Source organism: Brevundimonas sp. (assembly GCF_041688735.1).
Taxonomy (GTDB): Bacteria; Pseudomonadota; Alphaproteobacteria; order Caulobacterales; family Caulobacteraceae; genus Brevundimonas.
In genome coordinates, this window is record NZ_JBDNHO010000003.1 from 19,991 (window position 1) to 43,326 (window position 23,336).

Genomic DNA, 23,336 nt, shown 5'->3' on the forward strand with positions numbered 1-23,336 from the left:
TCAGAGTCCGTCGCCGACCGGCGGCAAGGCGGCGTCGAAGGCCGCCCGCGCCGCGCGCCGCGCCGCCACCAGCCGCGCCTTCAACGTCTCGAAATCCGCGCAGCCGCCTGCCTCGGCCAGTCGGCGCTGGAAGCCGGAGGGTTCCTCGTCAGGATCGGGCCGGTCGTCGAAGGCGGCCGCCAGCGTCTGGGTCAGGGCCTGTTGAAGGCGCCACGCCTCGGCCAGGGCCGGAGCGCCGGCGAGCGCCTCCAGCGTCGAGACCGTCAGGGGCGCGCCGTCGGCCGCGGCGGCGAGCTGGCGCGTCTGGGCAGCGAATTCAGCGTCGACCTGCCCGCCCGCCGTCAGTTTCAGGTCCCAGAACCCCTGCGCCGGGCGCTCGCGGGCCATCAGGTCGCGCATGCGCCGCGCGTCGGCGGCGATGTCCACGTCCGGCCGGGGTCGCCGCAGGATGGCCTCCAGCGCGGCCTCGACCCGCGATCCGAAGACCGGATCGTCGCACCAGACCACGCGGGCGCGGGTCAGGGCCATGAACTCCCAGGTGTCGGCCCGGTCGGCATAGTAGTCCTCGACGCTCGCCAGTCTCAGCGACACCGGCCCCTTGGCCGCGCCGGGGCGCAGGCGCATGTCGACCTCGTACAGCCCGCCCTCGGCCGTGTGGGCCGACAGAGCCGCGATCAGCCGTTGGGTCAGACGCGAATAGAAGACCCCGGCGGCCCACCCCTTGCCGTCGGAGACGACCTCGGCGGGCGCGTCATAGACGGTCATCAGGTCCAGGTCGGAACTGGCCGTCATCTCGCGCGAGCCGGCCTTGCCCAGGGCGACGACGGCGACCGCGCCCTCCGGCAGGCCTCCGCCCTGACGCGTCGTCTCGGCCAAGGCGGCGGGTCCCAGGGCCGCGATACAGGCGTCGGCCAGGACGGCGTAGCCGCGGCTGGCGACCTCGGTGTCGGCGCGCCCGGTCAGGATCTGGACGCCGATGCGGAACATCTGCTCGCGGTGGACGCGCCGGACCACGTTCATCGCGGCCTCGAAGTCTGGCGCGGCCGCCATGTCCACCTGCATCTGGGCGATGACGCCGCTGTCCTCGTCGATATGACGGGCGAAGCGGGCGTCCAGCATGCTGTCCAGCGCGGCCGGATAGCGCCCCAGCGTCCGCGCCAGACGCGGCGCGAAGGCCATCACGCCGAGCACCAGATCGAACAGTCTGGGCTGGGCCATGAACAGGGCCTGCACCTGCACGCCGGTGCTCAGCGCCGAAAAGAAGACGGCGAACCGGCGGAAGGCCGCGTCCGCCGCGCCGGTGTCGGCCATGGCGGTCAGCAGGCGCGGGGCCAGCCGGGTGAACAGCTCTCGCCCGCGCGCCGTGCGCGTCGCCGGGATGCGCCCATGGTGCCAGCTGCGGATGGCGTCGGCCACCATGGCGGGGTCCGAAAAGCCCATCCGGCTCAGGGTCAGCGAGGTCTCGGGATCGTTCTCGACCCCGGTAAAGACCAGCGAGCCGTAAGGCGACGACAGCGCCTCCTCGCCCTCGAAAAGTTCACCGTAGCGCCGGTTGACGCCGACCAGGGTGGCCTCGACTCCGGCGTCGAAGGCGGCGAGGTCGCCCTCGCCCGCCAGGGCCGCGACCGCCGCGCGACGGGCCGGATCGACAGGCAGGATGTGGGTCTGCTCGTCGTCCAGCATCTGCGCCCGGTGCTCCAGCCCGCGCAGGCGCCCATAGGCCCCCGCCAGTTCGGCGCAGACGTCCCGCGTCACATGGCCCGCGTCGCGCAACGCCTCCAGCGCGTCGATCGTGCGGCGCGAGCGCAGGGCCGGGTTCCGCCCGCCGAGGATCAGTTGCTGGGTCTGGGCGAAGAATTCGATCTCGCGGATGCCGCCGCGTCCGAGCTTCAAGTTCGCTCCGGACGCCTCCAGTCCCGCGCCGGTCTTGTGGACGTGGATCTGGCGCTTGATCGACTGGATGTCGAGAACGGCGGGATAGTCGAGGCTGCGCCGCCAAACGAAGGGGGTCAGCGCCTGCAGGAACGCGTCTCCGGCCTTGAGGTCGCCGATGACGGGCCGCGCCTTAATGAAGGCCGCCCTTTCCCAGTTCTGGCCGACGCTCTCGTAGTAGGGCAGGGCGAAGGGCACGGCCACGACCGGCGGCGTCGAGGACGGGTCAGGACGCAGACGCAGATCGACGCGAAAGACGTAGCCGTCGCCGGTCCGCTCCTGCATCAGGCCGGCGAAGGCCTGCGCCAGACGGTCGAGGAACCGCTGCGGTTCGACGCCGTCGGCGAGCGCGGTCTGAACCGCCTCCGGTTCCCAGAACAGGCTGACGTCGATGTCCGAAGAATAGTTCAGTTCGTCGGCGCCATGTTTGCCCATGGCCAGGCCGAAGAGGCCGGGAACCGGACCGCGGGGATCGTCGGCTACGGAGATCAGCTTGCCACGTTCGCGCTGGTCATGCGCCACGGCCGCCAGAGCCGCCTGCGCGGCGACGTCGGCGAACCGGCTGAGCGCGCCGGTGACCTGATCCAGCGTCCAGACGCCGCCCAGATCGGCCAGGGCGGTGAGCAGATGCAGCTCGCCCTTCAGACGCCGCAGCGGGACGCGGACGTCGTCCGCACCGCCGCTGAGCGCCTCGGTGGCGGCGAGCACGAACGACAGTCGCGCCTCGGGGTCCTGTTCCAGCGCGTCGCGCAGCATGTCCGGCCAGCGACAGGCGAGCCCGAACAGATAGGGCGAGGCGGCGAACACGGGGGCCAGCGCCGGCCACACGCCTTCCAGCGTCTGCGCCCAGCCACCCTCGACGGCGATGTCCGAAAGACGCGCGCGCGCGCGGTCGGCGGCGGACGCATCGACCACCGGCCCGCATGGCCGCAGGCGTGATCCGAGCACAACGTCTCCGTCAGACCCGCTCATTCTTCTCTTCCGCTCATCCCCGCCAACGCGGGGACCAAGTGCTTTCGAAGATAGGTGGCGCAGAATACCACTCCGAAGAATGTCCGGGACGCCGTGCATCTCGCTGGACAGAACCGGGTCGCCGCTTTCGCGGGGATGAGCGGGATGAGGGCGTTGTCACTCACGCGCCGTCCGCCGCCGGCAGGACCAGCGCGACGCGCAGGCCGGGACCGAAGCCGCCGTATTCGCCCGGACCTTCGTCCAGCTGGATACGACCGCCGTGCGCTTCCATCACCGCCCCCACCAGCGACAGGCCCAGACCTGAACCCGCCTCGGTGCGGCTGTTATCCAGACGGACGAAGCGTTCGATGACGCGCTCGCGGTCCTCCTCGGGCACGCCGGGGCCGGTGTCGGTGACGGAGAATTCGATCTCGCCCGAACTGCGGCGGCGGGCGCGCAGCATCACGGCGCCGCCGCTCGGGGTGTATTTGATGGCGTTGTCGATGACGTTGGCCAGGGCCTGGGCGAGGAAGGGCTGATTGGCCTCGATCATCAGGCCGCGCTCGATCTCGGCCGAGAACTCCAGACCCTTGTCCTCGCTTGCGGGCGAGTACAGCTCGGCCATGTCGGCGGCCAGATCGGCGGCGTCGAACAGGGTCGGATTTGGCGTTCGGCCCGAGCCCGTCGCCGCCTGCAACCGCGCGATGGCCAGCACGGTGTTGAAGGTCTTCAGCAGTTCGTCGGCCTCCGACAGAGCCAGCTCCAGGGCCTCGGTCCCGTCGATCTCGCCCGCCTCGGCGTCGATCAGGGCCACCTCAAGCCTGGCACGCATGCGGGTCAGGGGCGAGCGCAGGTCGTGGGCGATGGCGTCCCCGGCGTGGCGGATCGAGGCCATCGACGCCTCCATCCGGTCCAGCATAACATTCATCCCCTGCCCCAGTTCGTCCAGCTCGTCGCCGGTGTCGCGGACGGGTACCCGGGCCTTGAGATCGCCTTCCTGAACTGCCGTCACCACGCGGCTGAGCCGGCCCATGGAGCGTTCGAGATTGCGGCTGACCAGAACGCCGCCACCCAGCCCCAGCAGCAGGACGATCCCCATCGCCCCCCACAGCGCCTGGGTCAGGCGCGCCAGATAGGCCTCGGTGTCGCTCAGCGACTGACCGACGAACAACATGCCGCCGCCCTCCAGCCGGGTCTGGACGCCACGCACCTGGGGCCGGCGGATCCGACCTTCGGCGTCAGTCTCTGTGAAGGGGAAGGTGATCCACTGCTGGTCCTGCTCCAGCGTCTCGATCGGGAAGATGGTCAGGCTGCCGGTGACCTGGCTGCCGTCGGGGTTCTTCAGCAGATAGAGGAAGGCGTTGTCGCGCAGGGTTCTGTCGATCAGCGCCATGTTAAGCGCGTCGAAGCCACGCGCGTCAAAGACGCCGGTCAGCACCTGCATCTCGCTGCGTACGTCGCGCTCGGCCCTGGTCCGGGCCTCCGACGCCGAGGCCAGATAGACATAGGCCAGGATGGCGCTGGCCGCCGCCGCGAACAGGGCGAGGAACAGCAGCGTCAGCCGGAAGGGCGTGCGGCGAAGGAGGGAGGGGAGTTTCACGGGCTAAAGTCAGGGCTCCAGCCGGTAGCCCGCGCCTCGCACCGTCTGCAGCATGGGGTGATCGAAGTTCTTGTCGATCTTGGCGCGCAGGCGGCTGATGTGGACGTCGATGACGTTGGTCTGGGGGTCGAAATGGTATTCCCAGACCTTCTCCAGCAGCATCGTCCGCGTCACCGACTGACCGGCGTGCCGCATCAGGAATTCCAGCAGCTGGAACTCGCGCGGCTGCAGGTCGATCTCCTTGCCGACGCGGTGCACGGTGCGGGCGATCAGGTTCATCTCCAGCTCGCCGACCTTCAGCATGGTGGCGATCGAGCCCGTCTCGCGACGCCGCGCCAGCGCCTCGACGCGGGCGATCAGCTCGGCGAAGGCATAGGGCTTGACCAGATAGTCGTCGCCGCCGGCCTTCAGACCCATGACGCGGTCCTCGACCTCGCCCATGGCCGACAGGAACAGCACCGGCGTCTGGTCGCCATCCTTGCGCAGGGTCTCGACCATGCCGATGCCGTCGAGCCGCGGCATCATCCGATCGACGACATAGACGTCATAGCCGCCCTTCTGCGCCTCCAGCAGCCCGAAGGCTCCGTCGACGGCGTGGGTCGGCTCATGTCCCGCCTCGGTCAGGCCCCGGACCATCGCGGTCGCGGCCTCGGCGTCGTCCTCGACCACCAGAATACGCATGGAATCAGCCCCTCGAACGTGAATCGCCGCCGATGTTAGCGCATCGGCGGCGATCGGGGCAGTTACGGGTTGTTCAGATTGCGGAAGATCATTCTTCCGCAAGTTCGAGCAGCACCGTCGCCGTGCCCTGCGGCGTGCGAACGAACAGTAGCACGCTGGGCCGACCGGCCTGTCGCGCGGCCGCGATCACGGCGCGAAAATCAGCCGCAGAAGCGACCGCCCGGTTGTTCGCTTGGGTAATCACAAAACCGGGTTCGAAACCACGGCGGGCGGCGGCGGTGCGGGGCGCGACGGCGGTGATGACAACGCCCGAAACGTTGTCCGGGATCTCATAGCGCGACCGCAGCGCCGACGTCAGCGGCGCGAGGGAAAGGCCTTCGACGGCCTCGCCTTGAACCGCCGGGGGTTGGACCGGAGCGGCGGGGCCGCCATTGCGACCGTTCTCGGCCAGTAACTCCGATTCGGACGGCCGCGTGCCTGAGCGGACGTTCAGCGTGCGACGACGACCATCGCGGATGACCTCCAGCCGAATGGTGTCGCCAGGACGCGCGGCCCCGACACGTCGTGTAGCGTCCGTGCCGTTCTCGACGGCTTCGCCGTTCACGCCGACCAGATAGTCACCGATTTCAGCGCCCGCCTGCGCAGCAGGTGCTCCGGCGGTCACGCTTTCGACCAGCGCGCCGTCGAAGTCGCGCGGTTGACCCAACGCTTCCCATTGTTCTGGCGACAACGTGCGAAGTCCCAAGCCGACGTAGCCGCGCTCCACGCGGCCCCCGCGCATGAGTTGATCGGTTATCGGTTTGGCTACCGAGGCCGGGATGGCGAAGCCGATGCCGACCGAACCACCTGTCTGCGAATAGATGGCCGTGTTCACGCCAATGACGCGGCCATAGATGTCGAAGGTTGGGCCACCTGAGTTGCCACGATTGATGGCCGCGTCGATCTGCATATAGTCGGTGTAGGGCGTCGTGGGATCGACCTGGTTGCGGCCTTGCGCCGAGACGATGCCGGCCGTGGCGGTGCCGCCCAGCCCGAACGGGTTGCCCACGGCGACGACCCAGTCGCCGACACGCGGCTGGGCACCTTCCTCGAAAGTCACAAAAGGAAAATCGGCACCGTTGACCTTGAGAACCGCCAGATCGGTCGGGACGTCGCCTCCCACCAACCGCGCCTCAAGTTCGCGGCCATCGGAGAGAGTGACTGTGATCTTGGTCGCATTGGCCACGACGTGGTTGTTTGTGACGATATAGCCGTCACCCGAGATGAAGAAGCCTGATCCCGCGCCTTGCGACGTCAGCGGTTCCTCGCCCTCTTCCGGCTGAGGAATCGGAATGCGGAAGGGCGTGCCTGGAATCTGAACTACGCCGCCCGGACCGCGCGTGACCGGGGTCTCCACGTCGATCTGCACCACGGCGGGCGCGACCTGCTGGACGATGTCGGCGAAGCTGAGGGGCGCGCCCTGCGGCGGGGCGAAGGCCAGGCCCGAGGCACCGGCGCTGGGGGCCAGGCGGCCGGAGACCCCGGCGACGGGGCCGGCCTGGGCGGACGGCCAGTCGACGACCCCACCCGCAGTCGCGGCGGCGGCGAGCGTCAGGCCTGCGACGGCTCCGAGCATGAATTCCTTGCGCTTCATCATGGGTGTCTTCGTGATCCTCTTGATCGGGCGACGCGCGTCCGATGAGCCATACGATATAGGGTCGCGCCGATCATCGCCAATGCATGGCGCGACGATAGGCCCGCAGGACTTCAGTCGTCAGACGGCTTTGCGTCAGGATCGGGGCGATCCGCCCGCGCGGCGAGAATATCCGACAACCGCGCCTCCTCCTCAGGCGAAAGCGCGGCCTCCCGCGCCGGAACGGGTCGGCGTCGGATGAAGACCAACAGGCCTGCCCCGACGGTGAGTAGCCCCGCCAGCGGCCCGAACCACAGCAGCCACGTCCCCGGACGGAACGGCGGCTCGAACAGAACGAAGTCGCCGTAGCGGGCGACCAGATCCTGGCGAATCCGGCGGTCAGAGCGGCCGGCGGCGATCTGTTCACGGACCAGAACGCGCATGTCGGCGGCGATGCCGGCCGGGCTGTCGGCGATGGCCTCGTGCTGACAGACGACGCAGCGGATGTCGTCGAACAGGGCTTGGGCCCGGGCCTCCTGGGTCGGATCGGCGAGGGGACGGTCGGGCGCGGGCGGCGGCGCGGCGGCCATCAGGCCGACGGCGGCCACGGCGACCAGCAGAGCGGGCCTCACGGCGTCGCCCCGGATTTGCGTTTCTGGCCCACGCCCAGCCGCAAGCGGCGGTCCATCAGCGACAGCACCCCGCCCAGGGCCATGATCGAGGGGCCGAGGAAGATCAGCCGCACCCACGGATTCCACCAGACGCGCACGTTCCACGCCGGCGCGTCCTCGGGCGTCCGGCCGCGCTCGCCCAGCACCACATAGACGTCGTCCAGCCCCCGGAAGTCGAGTCCGACCTCGGTCGTGGTCTCCCCACCCGCCGGGAAGAAACGGCGCTCGGCGGTGACCTGACGCGTCTCGCCGCCGCCGCGCGGCGCGACGGTCAGCAGACCGCGCTCGGCCAGATAGTTGGGGCCTTCGACGATGCGAACGTCGTCCAGACGGACAGTCCATTTGCCGACCTCCAGCGATTGGCCCACGGCCAGCGGGCGGGCGGCCTCGACGCGATAGCCGGTCTCGACCACCGCCCCGAGCACGAAGACTCCCAGCCCGGCGTGGGCCAGCGTCATACCCCAGGCTCCGAACGGCAGGCCGCGCGCGCGGCGCAGGCTTTCGGCGAGCGGCGACTGGAACAGGCGGACGCGGGCGGCGACCTCGGCCAAGGCCCCGAAGATCAGCCAGCCACCCAGGCCGATGCCGGCGGCGGACAAGGCCTTCTTCGGCTCGAACGCCATCCAGCCCAGCAGCGCCACGAGGATGGCCAGGCCTGCGGCCACGCTCAGCCGTTGAGCCGCGCCTCTCGCGTCGCCGCGCTTCCACGCCAGCATGGGTCCGGCGGGCAGGATCAGCAGGGCCACGACCATCAGCGGCGTGAACGTCAGGGCGAAATAAGGCGGGCCGACAGAGATGGCCGCGCCGTTCGCGGCCTCGAGGATCAGGGGATAGAGGGTGCCGAGCAGGACGGTCGCGGCGGCCGCCGTCAGGAACAGGTTGTTCAGCACCAGCGCGCCCTCGCGGCTGACCGGAGCGAACATGCCGCCGCCCTTCAACTGCGGCGCGCGCCAGGCGAACAGGGCGAAGGCCAGTCCCGACGTGAGCCCCAGAATAGCCAGCAGCATCAGGCCCCGCTCGGGATCGACGGCGAAGGCGTGGACGCTGGTCAGCACGCCCGAGCGCACCAGAAACGCCCCCAGCATGGAGAAGGTGAAGGCCAGCAAGGCCAGGAAGGTGGTCCAGCCCGCCAGCGCGCCGCGCCGTTCGGTGACGACGGCGGAATGCAACAGGGCTGCGCCCACCAGCCACGGCAGGAACGACGCATTCTCGACGGGGTCCCAGAACCACCAGCCGCCCCAGCCCAACTCATAATAGGCCCAGAAGCTGCCCACGGTGATGCCGACGGTGAGGAAGGCCCAGCTGGCGAGCGCCCATGGCCGCACCCAACGGCCCCATGCGGGCCAGAAGCTGGAATTGGCCCGGCCCTCGATCAGAGCCGCCACGGCAAGCGAGAAACAGACCGAAAACCCGACGTAGCCGAAGTAGAGCAGCGGCGGGTGGAAGGCGAGCGCGGGGTCCTGCAGCAGCGGGTTCAGCGACGCGCCTTGGAAAGGGGCGGGGTCCAGGCGGGCGAACGGATTTGAGGTGAAGACGCTGAAGGCCAGGAACAGGGCGCCGAGCAGCCCCTGCGTCGCCACGGCCGAGGTCTTCAGGCCGAACGGCAGGTCGCGCGCCCGCGCCAAGGCCGCGCCGAAGACGGTCATGACCAGGCACCACAAGACCAGCGAGCTTTCGTGGCTGCCCCATGCGGCGGCCACCTTGTAGAGCATCGGCTTGTCGACATGGCTGTTGGCCGCGACGTTGGAAACCGAGAAGTCCGAGACGGCGAAGGCGAAGATCAGCGCGCCGAAGGCGACGGCGACGGCCACGGCGGCGGCGATGGCGGCCCCGTCGGCGGCGCCGGCCAGCACCGGGCTGCGCCAGGCGCGGCCCGCCACCCCCATGCCGGTCTGCAGGACCGAGAGGGTGAGGGCGAGGATCAAGGCGAAGGCGCCGAGTTCGACGATCACGAAACGGGCGCTCCGGGAGCGAGGGCGGTGTCCGGACGCCGCTCGGCCGTGGCCTTCAGGGCCTCGGCAACCTCGCGCGGCATGTAGTTCTCGTCGTGCTTGGCCAGCACCTGGGTGGCGCGGAACGAGCGATCGGGCTGGAACGCCCCTTGCGCGACGATCCCCTGCCCTTCGCGGAACAGGTCGGGCAGATCGCCCTGATAGAAAATGCGGGTGGTGGCGACATTGTCGGTGACGGCGAAGACGACCTCGCCGTCGGCACCGCGCGCCAGGCTGCCCGTCTCGACCAGACCGCCCAGCCGCACGACCCGGCCCGCCGGGGCTTTCTCGGCGGTGGCTTCGGACGGGGAGAAGAAAAAGGTGACGCTGTCGCGCATCGCATACAGCGACAGGCCGACGGCCAGCGCCAGGACCGGGGCGACGACGACGACGACCCAAAGGCGACGCCTCGCCTTGGGCGATCGTGGCAACCAGTTCACGAGGCGGCGCCCGGCAGGCGGGATTCCAGATCGATCCGGCGGGGATCGGCGGGATCGAGCGCCGCGATCAACGGCGACCACATCTGGCGCGCCGTGGCCGCGTCGCCGCGCGCCAGGGCCGCCTCGCCGATGAAATAACGCGCGCCCAGCTGATCGGGGTCGCGGGTCAGGGCCTGGCGGAACGCGGCCTCGGCGTCGGCGTCGACCTGGCCCTCATTGGCACGGACCAGGCTTTCGCCCAGCCGTGCCCAGCTCCGGGCGTCCTCGGGCCTGAGCGCCAGCGCCCGTCGGAAGGCCGAGGCCGCGCCGATCGGATCGCCCGCCTCGAAGCGCGCGGCGCCCAGCATGGTCAGGGCCTCCGGGTCGCGAGGCCGTTCCCTGACCACGCGGTTCATCACGGCGGCGACCTGCGGCGCCTCCAGCGTGTCCAATTGCCCGGCCCATTGGTCCACGCGACGCTCATAGGCCTGATCCGGCAGGCCCGGAGCGCCGACGGCGACATAGAGGCCGAGGGCGGCGATCACCGTCACGGCCGTTCCTCCCAAAACCCACAGGCGATCGGCGGGTCGCACCCGCGCGGGCTCAGCGGCCCGTTCGGACGACAGGATGCGGCGTCCGGCCTCGGCGCGCGCGGCTGTCCAGCCCGCGTCGTCTAGCAGGCCGCGCGCGCGCAGCCGGTCCAGTTCGTCCATTTCCACCACCGCGGCGGCGTCATTGACCGCGGCCGTAGCGTCCTCGCCACGGCGCGCGCCGGCCAGCGTCAGCAGTCCAGCCAGGGCGGCAAGCAGGGCGGTCATGATCCAGAAGATCGTCATCGCCTTGCGATGTAGCCGATCAGGCGGCCCGCGACGAGGCCTTGTCGTCCTTGTCGGCCCCAGCGACCGCGGCGCGACGACGCACCGTCCGGGCGGCGTCCTTGGCGTTGATAAGCGCCAGGCAATGGCTGGCCAGGGCGATCAGCTTCAGGGCATGAGCCTCGTCCGCGACCTCGCCGTCGTTGACCATGTGCAGCGCCTCGTCCGCATAATCGGACAGGCGGGCGGTCAGGGATTCCACCAGAAGCTTGCGATTGGACTCCGCGCCGAACACCGAGGCGGCACCGCGCACGGACCCGACCAGTTTGAGCAGGTTGCGGACCGAATTCACGTCCGGTCCCTCGAACGGCGCGGTCATCAAGGGGCATTTGCGGCTCATCCGTCCGCCGATCTTGACCTTGGCCAGCGGCAGGGCCTTGTCGACCGCCTTGTCGGCGGCGCGCAGGAACGAGGACAACTGACCCGAAATCATGACGCGACCGTCGCGCACCGACTTGCCCCAGGCGCTCTGGGGATTCAGCGTCAGGGTGATGTCCAGTTCGCTCAGCACCGCGGCACACCAAGAGAAATCGGCGATGATCTCCTCGACCCTCACCTTGGTCGCGCCCGACTGGAAGGCGGCGATCCGCGCGGCGCGGACCTCGACGCCCACGATCAGGCGCTGGACGAAGTCGGCCAGCTCAGAGGCACTGAGGAAGGATTCGCGCTCGGCCACGCCTGACGTCTGGGTGATGACGCGCAGAATCAGCACGGCGTCTTCCAGATGCGAGAACAGGATTTCGAGGACGCGCTGGGACCCGTCGTGATGGACGCCGGCGCAATCCTTGAGCAGCAGCCGCAGCTCGGCGATCTGATCGCCGTCCGGCCGTTTCAGCCATATCTCCAGGGACGGCAGGGCGTCTCGGGCGAGCCTGGCCAGGTCGAGGCAGGTGGCCAGGTCGGCCAGACCCTTCTCCCGGGCGGCCGGGTTTGCGTCGACGGGCCAGATGAGGTCCGGCTTGTCCCGAACGACGGACGCGGCCGCCAGGCAGATGCGGTTGACGACGGGCATGACGTCCGGACCGTCGTCGTCCAGTCGGCACAGCAGTTCGGGCTCGCGCGAGGACGCGGCCTTCCAGAGGCGGGGCAGAACGCCCACGGGAAAGGTCATGCACTCGATTCCGTCGGCCCGCTGGCGGAACATCGGCAGCAGGGGCATCAGGACGATGGCTCGGCGGCGGCGGTCCAGCGCTTCGACGGCCAGCATGGTCTGGAGTTCGCGCGCCCGCTCGCCGGGCAGCGAGCCGACGACCTGGCTCAGCTTCGCCAGCATGGGATCCGGCGCGCGTTCCACGATGGCCGCCAAGGCGACTTTATGGGCGACGGACAGGCCGGCCATGCGAATCCTCGACCGGCCACGCGCCGGATCGGATCATGTTGAAGCTACAGGGTTAACATCCGCTGACTGAACGAAGCGTGTTTCACGCCTCGGCCGCAGGCAGTTCGAGAAGGACTTTCAGCCCGCCCAGATCACTATCGGCCAAGGTGATACGGCCGCCGTAAGCGCGGGTCAGCTCGACCACGATCGACAGGCCCAGGCCGGATCCCGGCGTGGTCTCGTCCATTCGGGCGCCCCGTTGCAGGGCGGCTTCGCGCTGGTCGGCGGGCAGGCCGGGGCCGTCGTCCTCGACCACCACCACCATCTGCCCCATGCCGGTCGGTCCGGCGGAGACGCGCACGCGCCGCCTGGACCATTTGCAGGCGTTTTCGATCAGATTGCCGAGGATTTCCTGCAGATCCTGACGCTCGCCCCGGAAACCCAGTGCATCGGGGGCGCGCCAGTCGATCTCGACGCCCTTCTCCTCGAATACCCGTTCCAGCATGACCGCCATCTCGTCCAGCACCTCGGCTATGGGCGTGCGCTCGCCCAGCGACTGGGCGCGAGCGGCGGCGCGCGCGCGGCGCAGGTGGTGATCGACCTGGGCCTTCATCACCTCGGTCTGTTTGCGGACCATGTCCGGCAGGACGCCGGGCTGGTTCCCCGCCTCGGCCAGCATCACCGACAGCGGCGTCTTGAGCGCATGGGCCATGTTGCCGACGTGGGTGCGCTGGCGCTCGACGGTCTCCTGATTATGGTCCAGCAGCCGGTTGACCTGTTCGGCCAGCGGCTGGATTTCGACGGGATAGACCTTGGCGATGCGCGCGGCCCGGCCCTTGCGGACGGCGGCGATCTCGTTGCGCAGCGCATAGAGGGGTCGCAGGCCGATCTGGACCTGCAGGAACACGGCGATCACCAGCCCCAGACCCAGAATCAGCAGCGACGTCCAGGTGAAGGTGGCGAACTCACGCGTGTCGTCGTCGATGTTGGAGCGGTTGATCCCCGCCATGAAGACCACCGGCGCATCCCGCCCCGGCAACGACTTCATGCTGGCCGCGATCCGCAAAGGCTCGGGCAAGGGGCGACGCAGCGGTCCGGCGGCGTTGTAGCTGATCGTCTCGCCGTCGGCCGCACGCAGACGGGCGGGCAGGTCTACCGGCACAACAAGGCTTTCGCCCGCCAGCGACGGGGACCGGGCCAGAACCCTCAAACCGCCGCGCGGTTCGAACTCGGCCACGGCCCAGTATTTTCCGGACAGGGCGCGCAGGGTCAGGGCGTCCATGATCGGACTGACGGTCACGCCTTCAGCCGTCGCATCGGAGGCCACGACCACCTCATCGATGGTGTCGGCCAGCACGTCGCCGAGTCGGCGCAGCGCGGATTCCTGATACTGGGTGGTCAGGGCCCAGCCCGTCAGCACCAGGGCCAGAACGATCCAGGCCGAGGCCAACCAGATCAGGCGGCGCGTCAGGCTCTTGCCCGGACGACCGAACCAGCGGCCCCAGGATCGTCCGTTCGTCTCGACCGGCCCGCCCCCCGACGCTTCGGTCACGTCGCTTCGGACTCCCCGGCCAGCGGGGTCAAGCGATAACCGAGGCCCCTCACGGTCTCGATCCGGTCGGAACCGATCTTCTTGCGAAGACGACCGACGAAGACTTCGACGGTGTTGGAATCGCGATCGAAATCCTGATCGTAAAGGTGTTCGACCAGTTCGGTGCGGCTGATCACCCGGCCCTGATGCATTATCAGATAGTGCAGCAGGCGGTATTCCAGCGAGGTCAGGCGCAGAGGCTCGCCATTGACGGTGGCGCGCGCGGCGCGGGGGTCGAGCCGCAGTCCGCCGCACGACAGGGTCGCCGAGGCGATGCCCGCCGACCTTCGCAGCAGGGCGCGCAGGCGGGCCAGGAGCTCTTCGGTGTGGAAGGGCTTGGTGAGATAGTCGTCAGCCCCGGCGTCGAAGCCCGACACCTTGTCCGACCAGGCGCCGCGCGCCGTCAGGATCAGCACCGGCGTGGTCTTGCCGTCGCGCCGCCAGCGCTCGAGCACCGATACGCCGTCGATCTTGGGCAGGCCGAGATCCAGCACGACCACGTCATAGGGCTCGGTGTCGCCGAGGAAGTGGGCTTCTTCGCCATCGGCGGCGTGATCGACCGCATAGCCGGCGTCGCCCAGCGCCATCTTCAGTTGGCGCGACAGATCGACGTCGTCCTCAACAAGCAAGACTCGCATTCAGCGTTCTCCCATGACCCGGCCGGTGCGGGCGTCGATCATGATGTCTGCGACCCGGCCGCCGGGATATTGCCAGCGCACCACGATGGTGTCGCCACGGTCGCTGGCCCTGAGGTACCGGCCCGGGCGACCGGACGAGGCACGCTCAACGGCCTCTGCCACGCTGATGCGGGGACGCTCATCCATCTGTTCGCGCGCGGGGCGTTCGCGGTCGCGATCACGGCGGTCCTGCGCCGCGGCGTTGAAGGGCACGACGGCGATCAGGGCGGCCAGAAGGAAGGCGGGCATCCGGTTCATGGACGACGATCTAGGCTCCGGGCTCTGAACGGCGGCTGAACGACGCGTGTAGACATATTTCACCATCCCCGTCTCGCCCTTTCAACCGGACCCGGATCAAGGCGCGAGAGAGACCCGGCATGGATGTGAATTGATCGACATGAACCCAAGCTGACCCGGCCCGTTCAGATCGCGCTCAGCCGAGGGATGGTCTGTTCCACCCCAACGCCGCACCCCGATGGCGTCACGACCCAAGGAGTGACCACGATGATGAAGACGTTTATCGTTCCAGCCATCGCTCTGGCCGCGGCCTCCGTCGCGGTCCCCGCCATGGCCCAGGACCACCGTCGCGACCAAGACCGCGGCGACCGTTACGAGCGCCGTCCTGGCGGCGACGACCGCTACGAGCGGGACGACCGTCATCACAACCAGGGCGGCTGGCAGTCGATCAGCCAGCGTAAATATCAGCTCGACCGCCGCATCGACGTCGGCCTGCGCAACGGCCAGCTGAGCCGCCGCGAAGGCGTGCGTCTGAAGACTGAACTCAATGTGCTCGTCCGCTTGGAAGCCAGCTATGCACGCGGCGGCCTGACCCGCTGGGAGCGGACCGATCTGGACCGCCGCTATGACGGTCTGGCGCGACAGGTGCGCGACGAACGCCGCGACAACGACAACCGTCGCTATTAAGGCCTGACCTTCCTCGCCGAGGGTCCAGGGTGCGCGGTCCGCAAGGGTCGCACCTCCTTGCTTATGGGCGAACCCTCAGCACGCTTTGCATCACCGTGACCGCCCGGCCGCGCAGCAGGACGCGGTCGCCGCGCGTCTCCGTGGCGATGTCGCCGCCTCGACCCGGGAACACCTGCCGGAAGCGGACGTCGGGCCGGCCCAGCTTGTCGGCATAGAGCGGACCCAGGATGCAGTGAGCCGAACCGGTGGCCGGATCTTCGTCCACGCCGCAACCCGGCGCGAAGAACCGGTCCACCACGTCGACGTCGTCGCCCGCGTCCGCGACGGCGCAAACGATGACCTGGCCGATTTCGCCCGCCTCGCCTTGAAGACGGCCCAGCGCCCGGATGTCGGGAGCCACGGTCCGCACCGCCGAAGCGTCCGCCAGCACCGCGACCAGATAGCGCCCCGCCCAGACCTCCACCGGCTCGACACCCAGCGCCTCGGCCAGGCCCGGAACGCTTTCCGTCCGGCGCGGCGGGTCGGCCGGAAAGTCCATTTCATAGCCCTCGCCCTCCCGCCGGACGATCAGTGGACCGGAGTGGGTGTCGAAGGTCAGGGCCGCCGCCTCCAGGCCCAGCTCGGCCAGCAACACATGGGCCGAGGCGAGCGTGGCGTGGCCGCACAGATCGACCTCCATCCCCGGCGTGAACCAGCGCAGACCGAAGCGCGACGGATCGTCGGTCTTGAGCAGAAAGGCCGTCTCCGCCTGATTGTTCTCCTTGGCCAGCGCCTGCATCCAGCCGGCGTCGGGCCATCGCGCGAACGGCTTGACCACGCAGGCGGGATTGCCCTTGAAGGGTTCGGAGGCGAAGGCGTCGACGGTCCACTGGCGCATCAGGCGGCCTCAGGTTCGATGATGGTCAGCTCGGGCCACCGCGCCCGGGCCCGGGCGACCACACGCGGCCAGTCCTTCGCCACGCTGCGGTTGGGGTTGGGCCGCAGGATCAGGGCAAACATGTCGTCCAGGCCGAACGGCGCGGCCACGCTGATGGCGTCGTCCGCCTCCAGCCGCACCCCGATGGCGAAGGCCGGGGCCACGAACCGCGCCAGCGCCTCGTCAGTGCCCGAGAGCGGGTCATAGGGCTCGCCGAACCGGGCGGGAAACCACAGCGGCACGCGGGCCTGGTTTCGCAGCTCGACCGTGCTGCGGAACGGCTCGTCAAAGGCCGCCGCGACACGCTTGATGACGACGTCCTCGGCGTCCCAGCTCGTGTCCGGATCGTAGTAGCCGACATCGTAGTCCCGGACCCCATAGCCCGCCGAACGCCCCGTCAGGGCGTTCCATACGCTCTGATAAACGGCACCTGAGAAGACCCGCCAGTCCGGCAGGTTCTGATCCCGCACCCCCCTCAGCACATGCATCAGGCCGGGGTCGGCGCGGACGATCTCGACGAGGCGCGCTTCAAGATCGCTCATCGGTCGCGCCTCAACGGCCAGCCGTGGTCCAGCGGTCCGCGTCCGCCGCCCAGACCCGGCGCGCGACGGATGGCCTCGGCGACATAGGCCCAGGCCTCGGCCACGGCGGCCTCCAGCGGCAGTCCCCTGGCGAGGCCGACGGCGCAGGCGCTGGCCAGGGTACAGCCGGTGCCGTGGGTGTGGCGGGTGTCGATGCGCGGCCCCTCCAGCAGGGTCTCGCCGTTGGGGGTCAGCAGCAGGTCGATCACCGTCTCGCCGGGCACATGCCCGCCCTTCATCAACACGGCCCGCGCGCCCATGACCAGCAGGGCCTCACCCGCCCGGCGCTGTCCATCCAGATCGGCGACGTCGAGGCCGGTCAGGGCCTCGGCCTCCGGCGCGTTCGGGGTCAGCAGGGTCGCGCGGGGGACCATCAGCGCCCTGACAGCCGAGACGGCGTCGTCCGCCAGCAGACTCTGTCCGCCCTTGGCGACCATGACCGGATCGACCACCATCGGTGCCTCGCTCGTGTCGAGGATGGCCGCGACCCGCTCGACCACCTCGCGCGTGCCCAGCATGCCCGTCTTGATCGCGTCGGCGCCGATGTCGTCAAGCACCGCCCGGGCCTGGGCCTCGATCAGGTCCAGCGGCAACGGATGGACGCCGTGGACGCCGAGCGTGTTCTGGACCGTGATCGCCGTGATCGCCGTGGCGGCGTAACCGCCCAGCATGGTCACGGCCTTGATGTCGGCCTGGATGCCCGCCCCGCCGCCCGAGTCCGAGCCGGCGATGATCAGGACGCGTCCGAGGGGTGAGGTCATGAGGGCTGGATGGCCAATCCCTCGCCGCTCGGCAAGCCCCGGCCCGATGCCAAGGGCGGCCCGGACGCCGCAATCGCCGCCTGAACCGCCAGCGCCTGCACCGTCTCACGCACGTCATGGACGCGGATTATCGCCACGCCGCGCCGCGCCGCCTCCAGAGCCAGCGCCAGCGAACCCCCCAGCCGGTCGCCGGCATCGGTAGCGGACGGGTCGACGGACTGGATCGTGCGCTTGCGGCTGGCTCCGTACAGGACGGGAAATCCGGTCGCCGTCAGCCGGTCGAGGTGGGCGGTCAGGCTCAGATTGTGCGGCGCCGTCTTGCCGAAGCCGATGCCTGGATCTAGCCAGATCCGCTCGGGCGCCACACCCGCCGCCATCGCAGCAGCCGCACGCGCGGCCAGCCAGCCGGCGACCTCGGCGACCACGTCGTCATAGTGCGGGCCGTCCTGCATGGTGCGCGGCTCGCCACGCATATGCATCAGCACCACGTCGCAGCCGAGCTCGGCGGCGGCGGCCATGCTGTCGGGCGCGAAGCCGAGGGCCGTCACGTCGTTCCACATGGTCGCCCCGGCCGCGACGGCCGCGCGGGCCGCGTCCGGCTTCATGGTGTCGATGCTGATCGGTCCGGCCCAGCCGGCCGCGCGCAGGCCCGTGATGACGGGCGCGGTGCGGCGGATCTCCTCGGCGGCATCGACCGGTTCAGCCCCGGGCCGGGTGCTTTCGCCGCCGATGTCGATGATGTCCGCCCCCTGTTCGACTAGCCGCAGGCCGTGGGCGACGGCCGCCTCGACCGACGCCAGCCGCCCGCCGTCCGAGAAGCTGTCGGGGGTAACGTTGACGATGGCCATGACGCGAGGGCGGTTCATTCGGTCTCCCAAAGAAAAAGGCGCGCCTGGCGGCGCGCCCTTCCGTCTTAATCTGCACGGCCGATCAATGCACCGTCTGCACCTCGACCGTCACACCGTCCGACACCGGGGTGATCGGCACGGAGACCGAGGGGCCGGCGTTGGGGAAGTTGCTCTCGTCGCGGTTGGGCTGAATGCCCTTGTAGAGCAGGTCCTTGATCTCCTCGCCCGACAGGGTTTCGTATTCCAGCAGGGCCTGGGCCAGTGTCTCCAGATCGGCGGCCTTGTCAGTCAGGATCTGGCGCGCCTCGTCCCAGCCGGCGCTGACGATGCGCTTGACCTCGGAATCGATGATCCGGGAGGTTTCTTCCGAGACATTCTGGCTGCGGGCGACGGAGTGACCGAGGAAAACCTCCTGCTCATTCTCGCCATAGGCCACGGTGCCGAGAATCTCGGAGAAGCCCCACTGAGTGACCATGCGGCGGGCCAATTTCGAGGCCTGCTGAATGTCCGAGCTGGCCCCCGATGTAATATTCAGCTTGCCGAAGATCAGCTCCTCGGCCACGCGGCCGCCGGCCATGATGGCGATGCGGTCGACCATCTGCTGGTATTTCATCGAGTAGCGGTCGCCTTCCGGCAACTGCATCACCATGCCCAAGGCCTGGCCGCGCGGGACGATGGTCGCCTTGTGCACCGGGTCGGCCATCTTGACGTTCATGGCGACGATGGCGTGGCCGCCCTCGTGATAGGCGGTCAGGCGGCGCTCTTCCTCGTTCATGGCCATGGATTTGCGCTCGGCACCCATCATGACCTTGTCCTTGGCGTCCTCGAAGTCGCGCTGGGTGACCATGCGCCGGTCCTTGCGGGCCGCCATCAGGGCCGCCTCATTGACCAGATTGGCCAGGTCGGCGCCCGAGAAGCCGGGCGTGCCGCGCGCGATGGTCTTGACCATCACGTCACTGGACAGCGGCACGTCCTTCATGTGGACGCGCAGGATTTTCTCGCGGCCGTTGACGTCGGGGTTCGGCACCACGACCTGACGGTCGAAACGACCCGGACGCAGCAGGGCCGGGTCCAGCACGTCGGGGCGGTTGGTGGCAGCGATCAGGATGATGCCCTCATTGGCCTCAAACCCGTCCATCTCGACCAGCAGCTGGTTCAGCGTCTGCTCCCGCTCGTCGTTGCCGCCGCCGAGACCGGCGCCGCGATGGCGACCGACGGCGTCGATTTCGTCGATGAAGATGATGCAGGGGGCGTTCTTCTTGGCCTGTTCGAACATGTCGCGCACGCGGCTGGCGCCGACGCCCACGAACATCTCGACGAAGTCAGAACCCGAGATGGAGAAGAAGGGCACGCCCGCCTCGCCCGCCACGGCACGGGCCAACAGGGTCTTGCCGGTGCCGGGAGGGCCGACCAGAAGGGCACCCTTGGGGATCTTGCCGCCCAGGCGCTGGAACTTGCCCGGATCCTTCAGGAAGTCGACCACCTCGGCCAGCTCTTCCTTGGCCTCGTCCACACCCGCCACGTCGTCGAAGCTCTTGCGGCCCTTGTGTTCAGTCAGCAGCTTGGCCTTGGACTTGCCGAAGCCCATGGCCCCCCGCGCGCCGCCCTGCATCTGACGCATGATCAGGATCCACAGGCCAATAATAAGCAAGAAGGGCAGCAGGCCCAGAAGGACGCTCATCCAGATCGGCTGGCGCGTATTCTTGACCTCGACCGCGGCGCCCGAGGCCTGGATGCTCTGGACCAGATCGCCGTTCGGCAAGGGCGTCACGACGGTGAAGGCCTGATTGGTCGTGGTCTGGACGATCATCGTCTCGTTGCGGACTTCGACGCTGGCGATGGTCTTGGCGTCACGCGCCTGGATCAGCTCGGAATAGGTCCACGGCTGAGGCCGCTCAGCGGCCGCCTTCTCGCCCGGCGCGGCGATCGAGCCGCCACGGCCGACGGCCACATAGACCGCGAGCATGCCCAGGATGATCACGCCCCAGGTGGCCAGATTGCGAAGATTCATGCTCGGTCGGTCCTAGGAGGCGCGGCTACGGCCGGTCGCCCTGTGATATCTGCGTCTCAAAATAGGGGGTTTGGCGGCATTGCGCCATGGATGTGCGCGCCAACCTCCCTTTCGTGCGACATTCGGTCCAGCGCGAGCGCCAGTCTCTCCTCGACCAGCGAACGCGCCTTCCCGGCGGGAACTGCAAGAACCGCTCCACCCGGACCGTCCCGGATCAGCACGGGTTGCGGTCCGCGCGCGGCGGCAGGAAGGGCATTCAGCCAGGCGCGATCGGCCTTGCCCAGCGTCGCCATCCGGTTCGCGGCGGGTGCCACGGACCAGCCGGGGTCATCGACGGTCAGCAGATAGCGCCCGTCCCAGGCGGTGTCGACGCCGGGCTGAAGTGGCAGGGGGGTGACGCGCCGCCGCGCGAACTCCCCCGCTTCGCGCGTGATGAAGACCCCGTCGGCCGTCGCCTCGAGACGGGCACCGCAGAGGGTCGCGGCGAAGGCCTCGCCCGACCTCAGACGCGTCACGAGCCCCTCCAGCCGATCGCCTCGCGGCAGCCGCTCGCCGCCGCCCACGCAGACCAGCGCGACGGCGAGCGCCGTCGCCGGGATCGAGCGATCGAGCGCGATGGCCCCCTCTCCCAGATGGCGAGGGAGGGGGACGCCCATAAGGCGTCCGGGCGGGTGAGGGAGCGCCGCGTCCGTTCGTCTCCGATCGCCCCTCATCCGACCGGGCTCATCCCGGCCACCGTCTCCCGCCGGGAGAAGGGAAATCCGCGCCCGGCTGCGCGCGAAGCGCCGGTCTTCGTTCGCGGGGTCATCGAGCCATGGGACGCGGCGCGCCCGCAACCCGTCCCGCAGGTCGGCGCGTCCCACGTCCAGCATCGGCCGCGACACCATCAGCTCGCGCCCTTCCGGCCAGACCGGCGACGGCGACCAGTCCCGAACGCGACCCAGGGTCGAGCCCTGATCCCGCATCAGATCGGCCTCGGCGACGTCGTCTCCCGTATGGCCGAACAGGATAACCCGCGCCCCCGCATCGCGCGCCGCATCGGCGATCAGCGCATGACGGGCCCGACGGGCGGCGGCCGGCAGGCCGTTCGCCGGCTTTCCGCCCGACCACGTCAGACCCCGCCATTCGGCGCCGACGGCATGGGCGGCTTCTCGGGCGAAGGCGGTCCAACCCACGCTCTCGGGATTCAGCCCATGATCGACGGTCAAGGCCAGCAGCCCGCGCCCGTTGTCGCGCGCCCAGTCGGCGGCGACACGCAGCAGGGCCATGGAGTCGCCGCCGCCGGACAGGGCCAGGGCGATGGGCCGATCGACGCCGCTTTCCAGACGTTCGGACAGGCGGGACCGGACCCGCCCGACCCATGCCGGGTCGGCCTGGATCAGCGCGCCGGCCTCGGCGTGGGACAGGCGAAGCTGGTCCGCATCTGGGCGGCGCGAGCGCGCACGGGCGCGCCGGCCCCCTCGGCGTAGCGACGCGTGAAGTCGGTCAGGGCCGTGCACGCGTCGGTCTTGCGGTCGTTGGCGTGCAGGACAGCCGCCAGCTCCAGCGTCGTCGCCGCCGCCCACGGCGTCTGCGGCCAGCCGCGCAGGGCGCCGGCATAGGCCGCCATGGCCCCCTGGGTGTCGCCTTGGGAGACGCGCAGATCGCCGATCCGCGAGCTGGCTTCCAACGCCTGGGGCGTGCCGGGCCAGGCCAGGGTCACGGTCTGCAGGGCGCGCTCGCCCATCGCGGGGTCCGACGCCGCCAGGCGCGCCGCGGCCAGGAGATCGCGCTGGACGTCGCCCGTCGGGGACTCGGAACTGACCGGCGCGTTCAGCTCAGCCTCGCGCCGGGCCGCTTCCTCCATGGTCCGCATGCGGGTCTCGGCGTCGCGCAGGCGCGTGCCCATGGCCGCGTTGTCGCGCGCGGCCTCGTCCAGCTGGAAGGTCAGTCGCTCCAGATCGCCGTTCACGCGCTGTACGGTCGCCTCCATGTCCTGAAGACGGCGATCCATGATACCGACGCGGCCTTGCAGGGCGACGGTTTCGGGATCGGTCTCGACGATGACCGGCTGCCCTGCCGCGTTGCGCTGGGTCAGGGCGCGTTCGATGCGGCGCACGTTGCGATCCAGCTGCTCCAGTCGTCGCTTGTCCCACTGGATGGGTTCCATCGGCGCGGTCTGGGCCACGACCGTGGTCGTGCCGGCGATCAGCACGACGCCGAGCGCGGTGATCAGGGCGTTGCGCGAACTCAGGGCGGTGGGCAGCTTGAACATGGTTGGTTTCGTCCCACCGATTTGAGGCCGGTTCAAGGTATCCGCCCCGTCGCGGACCGCGACGGGGCGGAATGGTCCTAGCGCGTCGCGCCCGAGACGATGGCGGTGTGGGCGTTGCGGTTGCGGGCGAAGGCGTCCTCGGTCGAACCGGCGGCGATCGGGCGTTCCTTGCCGTAGCTGATGGTGTCGATGCGGCCGGCGTTGATGCCGCGCTCGACCAGATAGGTGCGGATAGATTCGGCCCGGCGGGCACCGAGGGCCAGATTGTACTCGCGGGTGCCGCGTTCATCGGCGTTGCCCTCGATGCGGACGGTCACGCCCGGATAGCGCTGCAGCCAGGCGACCTGTGCGTCGAGGCGGGGATAGACTTCCGAACGCAGCCGATAGCTATCCAGGTCGAAATAGACGCGGTCGCCGACGTTGACGACGAAGTCCTGTTCGGACCCCGGCGCGGCCGCGCCGAGGGCGCCGCCGTCGACATTACCGGAACCGGGGGCCCGAAACTGGTCGTTGGTTCCGGCGGGCGGCGTCGCGTTGCCGGCGCCGCTGTCGACGGGGCGACGCGGGGTGCAGGCGGCGATGGCGGTCATGGCCAGGCCGACGGCGGCCAGACGGATCAGGGTGGAGGGCTTTTTCATCATCGTATCGTCTCCTTCAGGTAAGTCGGGGCCTCGAGCTTGGCTTTAAAGGGTTGCTACTGATGAGCCACCGGTTTCACAAGTC

21 protein-coding genes are annotated in these 23,336 nt (G+C 69.5%); 1 reads left to right on the plus strand and 20 read right to left on the minus strand.

Going from position 1 to position 23,336, the window contains the following annotated elements; translation table 11 throughout:
• The 12 genes from ACESMO_RS00575 to ACESMO_RS00630 all read right to left on the minus strand — a co-directional run bounded on the left by ACESMO_RS00575 (position 1) and on the right by ACESMO_RS00630 (position 14,576).
• Positions 1-2,904, minus strand: coding sequence for a bifunctional [glutamine synthetase] adenylyltransferase/[glutamine synthetase]-adenylyl-L-tyrosine phosphorylase (locus ACESMO_RS00575; protein ID WP_372706233.1), 2,904 nt, complete (start codon positions 2,902-2,904; stop codon positions 1-3).
• Between the two features lie 160 nt (positions 2,905-3,064).
• Entirely contained in the window at positions 3,065-4,483 is a 1,419-nt protein-coding gene (locus ACESMO_RS00580; RefSeq protein ID WP_372706234.1) for an ATP-binding protein, read from the minus strand.
• Positions 4,484-4,492: 9 nt separating this feature from the next.
• Positions 4,493-5,164 carry a response regulator transcription factor gene (locus tag ACESMO_RS00585; RefSeq protein ID WP_372706235.1) on the minus strand — a complete coding sequence of 224 codons (672 nt, stop codon included), beginning with the start codon at positions 5,162-5,164 and terminating at the stop codon, positions 4,493-4,495.
• Between the two features lie 88 nt (positions 5,165-5,252).
• The gene (locus ACESMO_RS00590; protein ID WP_372706236.1) at positions 5,253-6,800 is read right to left on the minus strand and encodes a trypsin-like peptidase domain-containing protein; all 1,548 of its coding nucleotides are present in this window, start codon (positions 6,798-6,800) and stop codon (positions 5,253-5,255) included.
• 110 nt (positions 6,801-6,910) lie between these two features.
• Entirely contained in the window at positions 6,911-7,408 is a 498-nt protein-coding gene (locus ACESMO_RS00595; RefSeq protein WP_372706237.1) for a cytochrome c-type biogenesis protein CcmH, read from the minus strand.
• Positions 7,405-9,399: a heme lyase CcmF/NrfE family subunit gene (locus ACESMO_RS00600; RefSeq protein WP_372706238.1), complete on the minus strand. Its 1,995-nt coding sequence runs from the start codon at positions 9,397-9,399 to the stop codon at positions 7,405-7,407. The genes ACESMO_RS00595 and ACESMO_RS00600 overlap by 4 nt, the downstream gene beginning before the upstream one ends.
• Positions 9,396-9,878, minus strand: a complete 483-nt coding sequence (ccmE, locus tag ACESMO_RS00605; RefSeq protein ID WP_372706239.1) for a cytochrome c maturation protein CcmE — start codon at positions 9,876-9,878, stop codon at positions 9,396-9,398. The genes ACESMO_RS00600 and ccmE overlap by 4 nt, the downstream gene beginning before the upstream one ends.
• A complete protein-coding gene (gene ccmI / locus ACESMO_RS00610) occupies positions 9,875-10,675 on the minus strand; it encodes a c-type cytochrome biogenesis protein CcmI (protein ID WP_372706240.1) in 801 nt (266 codons plus the stop codon). Before ccmI ends, ccmE begins: the two co-directional genes overlap by 4 nt.
• A 37-nt stretch (positions 10,676-10,712) precedes the next feature.
• Positions 10,713-12,071, minus strand: coding sequence for a hypothetical protein (locus tag ACESMO_RS00615; RefSeq protein ID WP_372706241.1), 1,359 nt, complete (start codon positions 12,069-12,071; stop codon positions 10,713-10,715).
• Between the two features lie 82 nt (positions 12,072-12,153).
• Complete coding sequence (locus ACESMO_RS00620) at positions 12,154-13,602, minus strand: sensor histidine kinase (RefSeq protein WP_372706242.1); 1,449 nt, start codon at positions 13,600-13,602, stop codon at positions 12,154-12,156.
• Complete coding sequence (locus ACESMO_RS00625; protein WP_372706243.1) at positions 13,599-14,279, minus strand: response regulator transcription factor; 681 nt, start codon at positions 14,277-14,279, stop codon at positions 13,599-13,601. The genes ACESMO_RS00620 and ACESMO_RS00625 overlap by 4 nt, the downstream gene beginning before the upstream one ends.
• The gene (locus ACESMO_RS00630) at positions 14,280-14,576 is read right to left on the minus strand and encodes a PepSY domain-containing protein (protein WP_372706244.1); all 297 of its coding nucleotides are present in this window, start codon (positions 14,574-14,576) and stop codon (positions 14,280-14,282) included.
• 246 nt (positions 14,577-14,822) lie between these two features.
• On the opposite strand from ACESMO_RS00630, the gene ACESMO_RS00635 reads away from it, so the two are divergent.
• A complete protein-coding gene (locus ACESMO_RS00635) occupies positions 14,823-15,242 on the plus strand; it encodes a hypothetical protein (RefSeq protein WP_372706245.1) in 420 nt (139 codons plus the stop codon).
• A 61-nt stretch (positions 15,243-15,303) separates the two neighbouring features.
• Here ACESMO_RS00635 and ACESMO_RS00640 read toward each other — a convergent pair whose 3' ends face one another.
• The 8 genes from ACESMO_RS00640 to pal form a co-directional block, all read right to left on the minus strand.
• Positions 15,304-16,119 (minus strand): PhzF family phenazine biosynthesis protein, encoded by an 816-nt coding sequence (locus ACESMO_RS00640; protein WP_372706246.1) that lies wholly within the window; start codon positions 16,117-16,119, stop codon positions 15,304-15,306.
• Positions 16,119-16,700 (minus strand): nucleotidyltransferase family protein, encoded by a 582-nt coding sequence (locus ACESMO_RS00645; protein ID WP_372706247.1) that lies wholly within the window; start codon positions 16,698-16,700, stop codon positions 16,119-16,121. The genes ACESMO_RS00640 and ACESMO_RS00645 overlap by 1 nt, the downstream gene beginning before the upstream one ends.
• Entirely contained in the window at positions 16,697-17,500 is an 804-nt protein-coding gene (gene thiD / locus ACESMO_RS00650; protein WP_372706248.1) for a bifunctional hydroxymethylpyrimidine kinase/phosphomethylpyrimidine kinase, read from the minus strand. The genes ACESMO_RS00645 and thiD overlap by 4 nt, the downstream gene beginning before the upstream one ends.
• Positions 17,497-18,366 carry a dihydropteroate synthase gene (folP, locus tag ACESMO_RS00655; protein WP_372706249.1) on the minus strand — a complete coding sequence of 290 codons (870 nt, stop codon included), beginning with the start codon at positions 18,364-18,366 and terminating at the stop codon, positions 17,497-17,499. The genes thiD and folP overlap by 4 nt, the downstream gene beginning before the upstream one ends.
• Before the next feature lie 64 nt (positions 18,367-18,430).
• Positions 18,431-20,359 (minus strand): ATP-dependent zinc metalloprotease FtsH, encoded by a 1,929-nt coding sequence (gene ftsH / locus ACESMO_RS00660; RefSeq protein ID WP_372706250.1) that lies wholly within the window; start codon positions 20,357-20,359, stop codon positions 18,431-18,433.
• Between the two features lie 56 nt (positions 20,360-20,415).
• The gene (tilS, locus tag ACESMO_RS00665; protein ID WP_372706261.1) at positions 20,416-21,738 is read right to left on the minus strand and encodes a tRNA lysidine(34) synthetase TilS; all 1,323 of its coding nucleotides are present in this window, start codon (positions 21,736-21,738) and stop codon (positions 20,416-20,418) included.
• Positions 21,738-22,613: a tol-pal system YbgF family protein gene (locus ACESMO_RS00670; protein WP_372706251.1), complete on the minus strand. Its 876-nt coding sequence runs from the start codon at positions 22,611-22,613 to the stop codon at positions 21,738-21,740. The genes tilS and ACESMO_RS00670 overlap by 1 nt, the downstream gene beginning before the upstream one ends.
• A 77-nt stretch (positions 22,614-22,690) precedes the next feature.
• On the minus strand, positions 22,691-23,254 hold the full coding sequence (pal, locus tag ACESMO_RS00675; protein WP_372706252.1) for a peptidoglycan-associated lipoprotein Pal: 564 nt from the start codon (positions 23,252-23,254) through the stop codon (positions 22,691-22,693).
• Between the last annotated feature and the right edge of the window lie 82 nt (positions 23,255-23,336).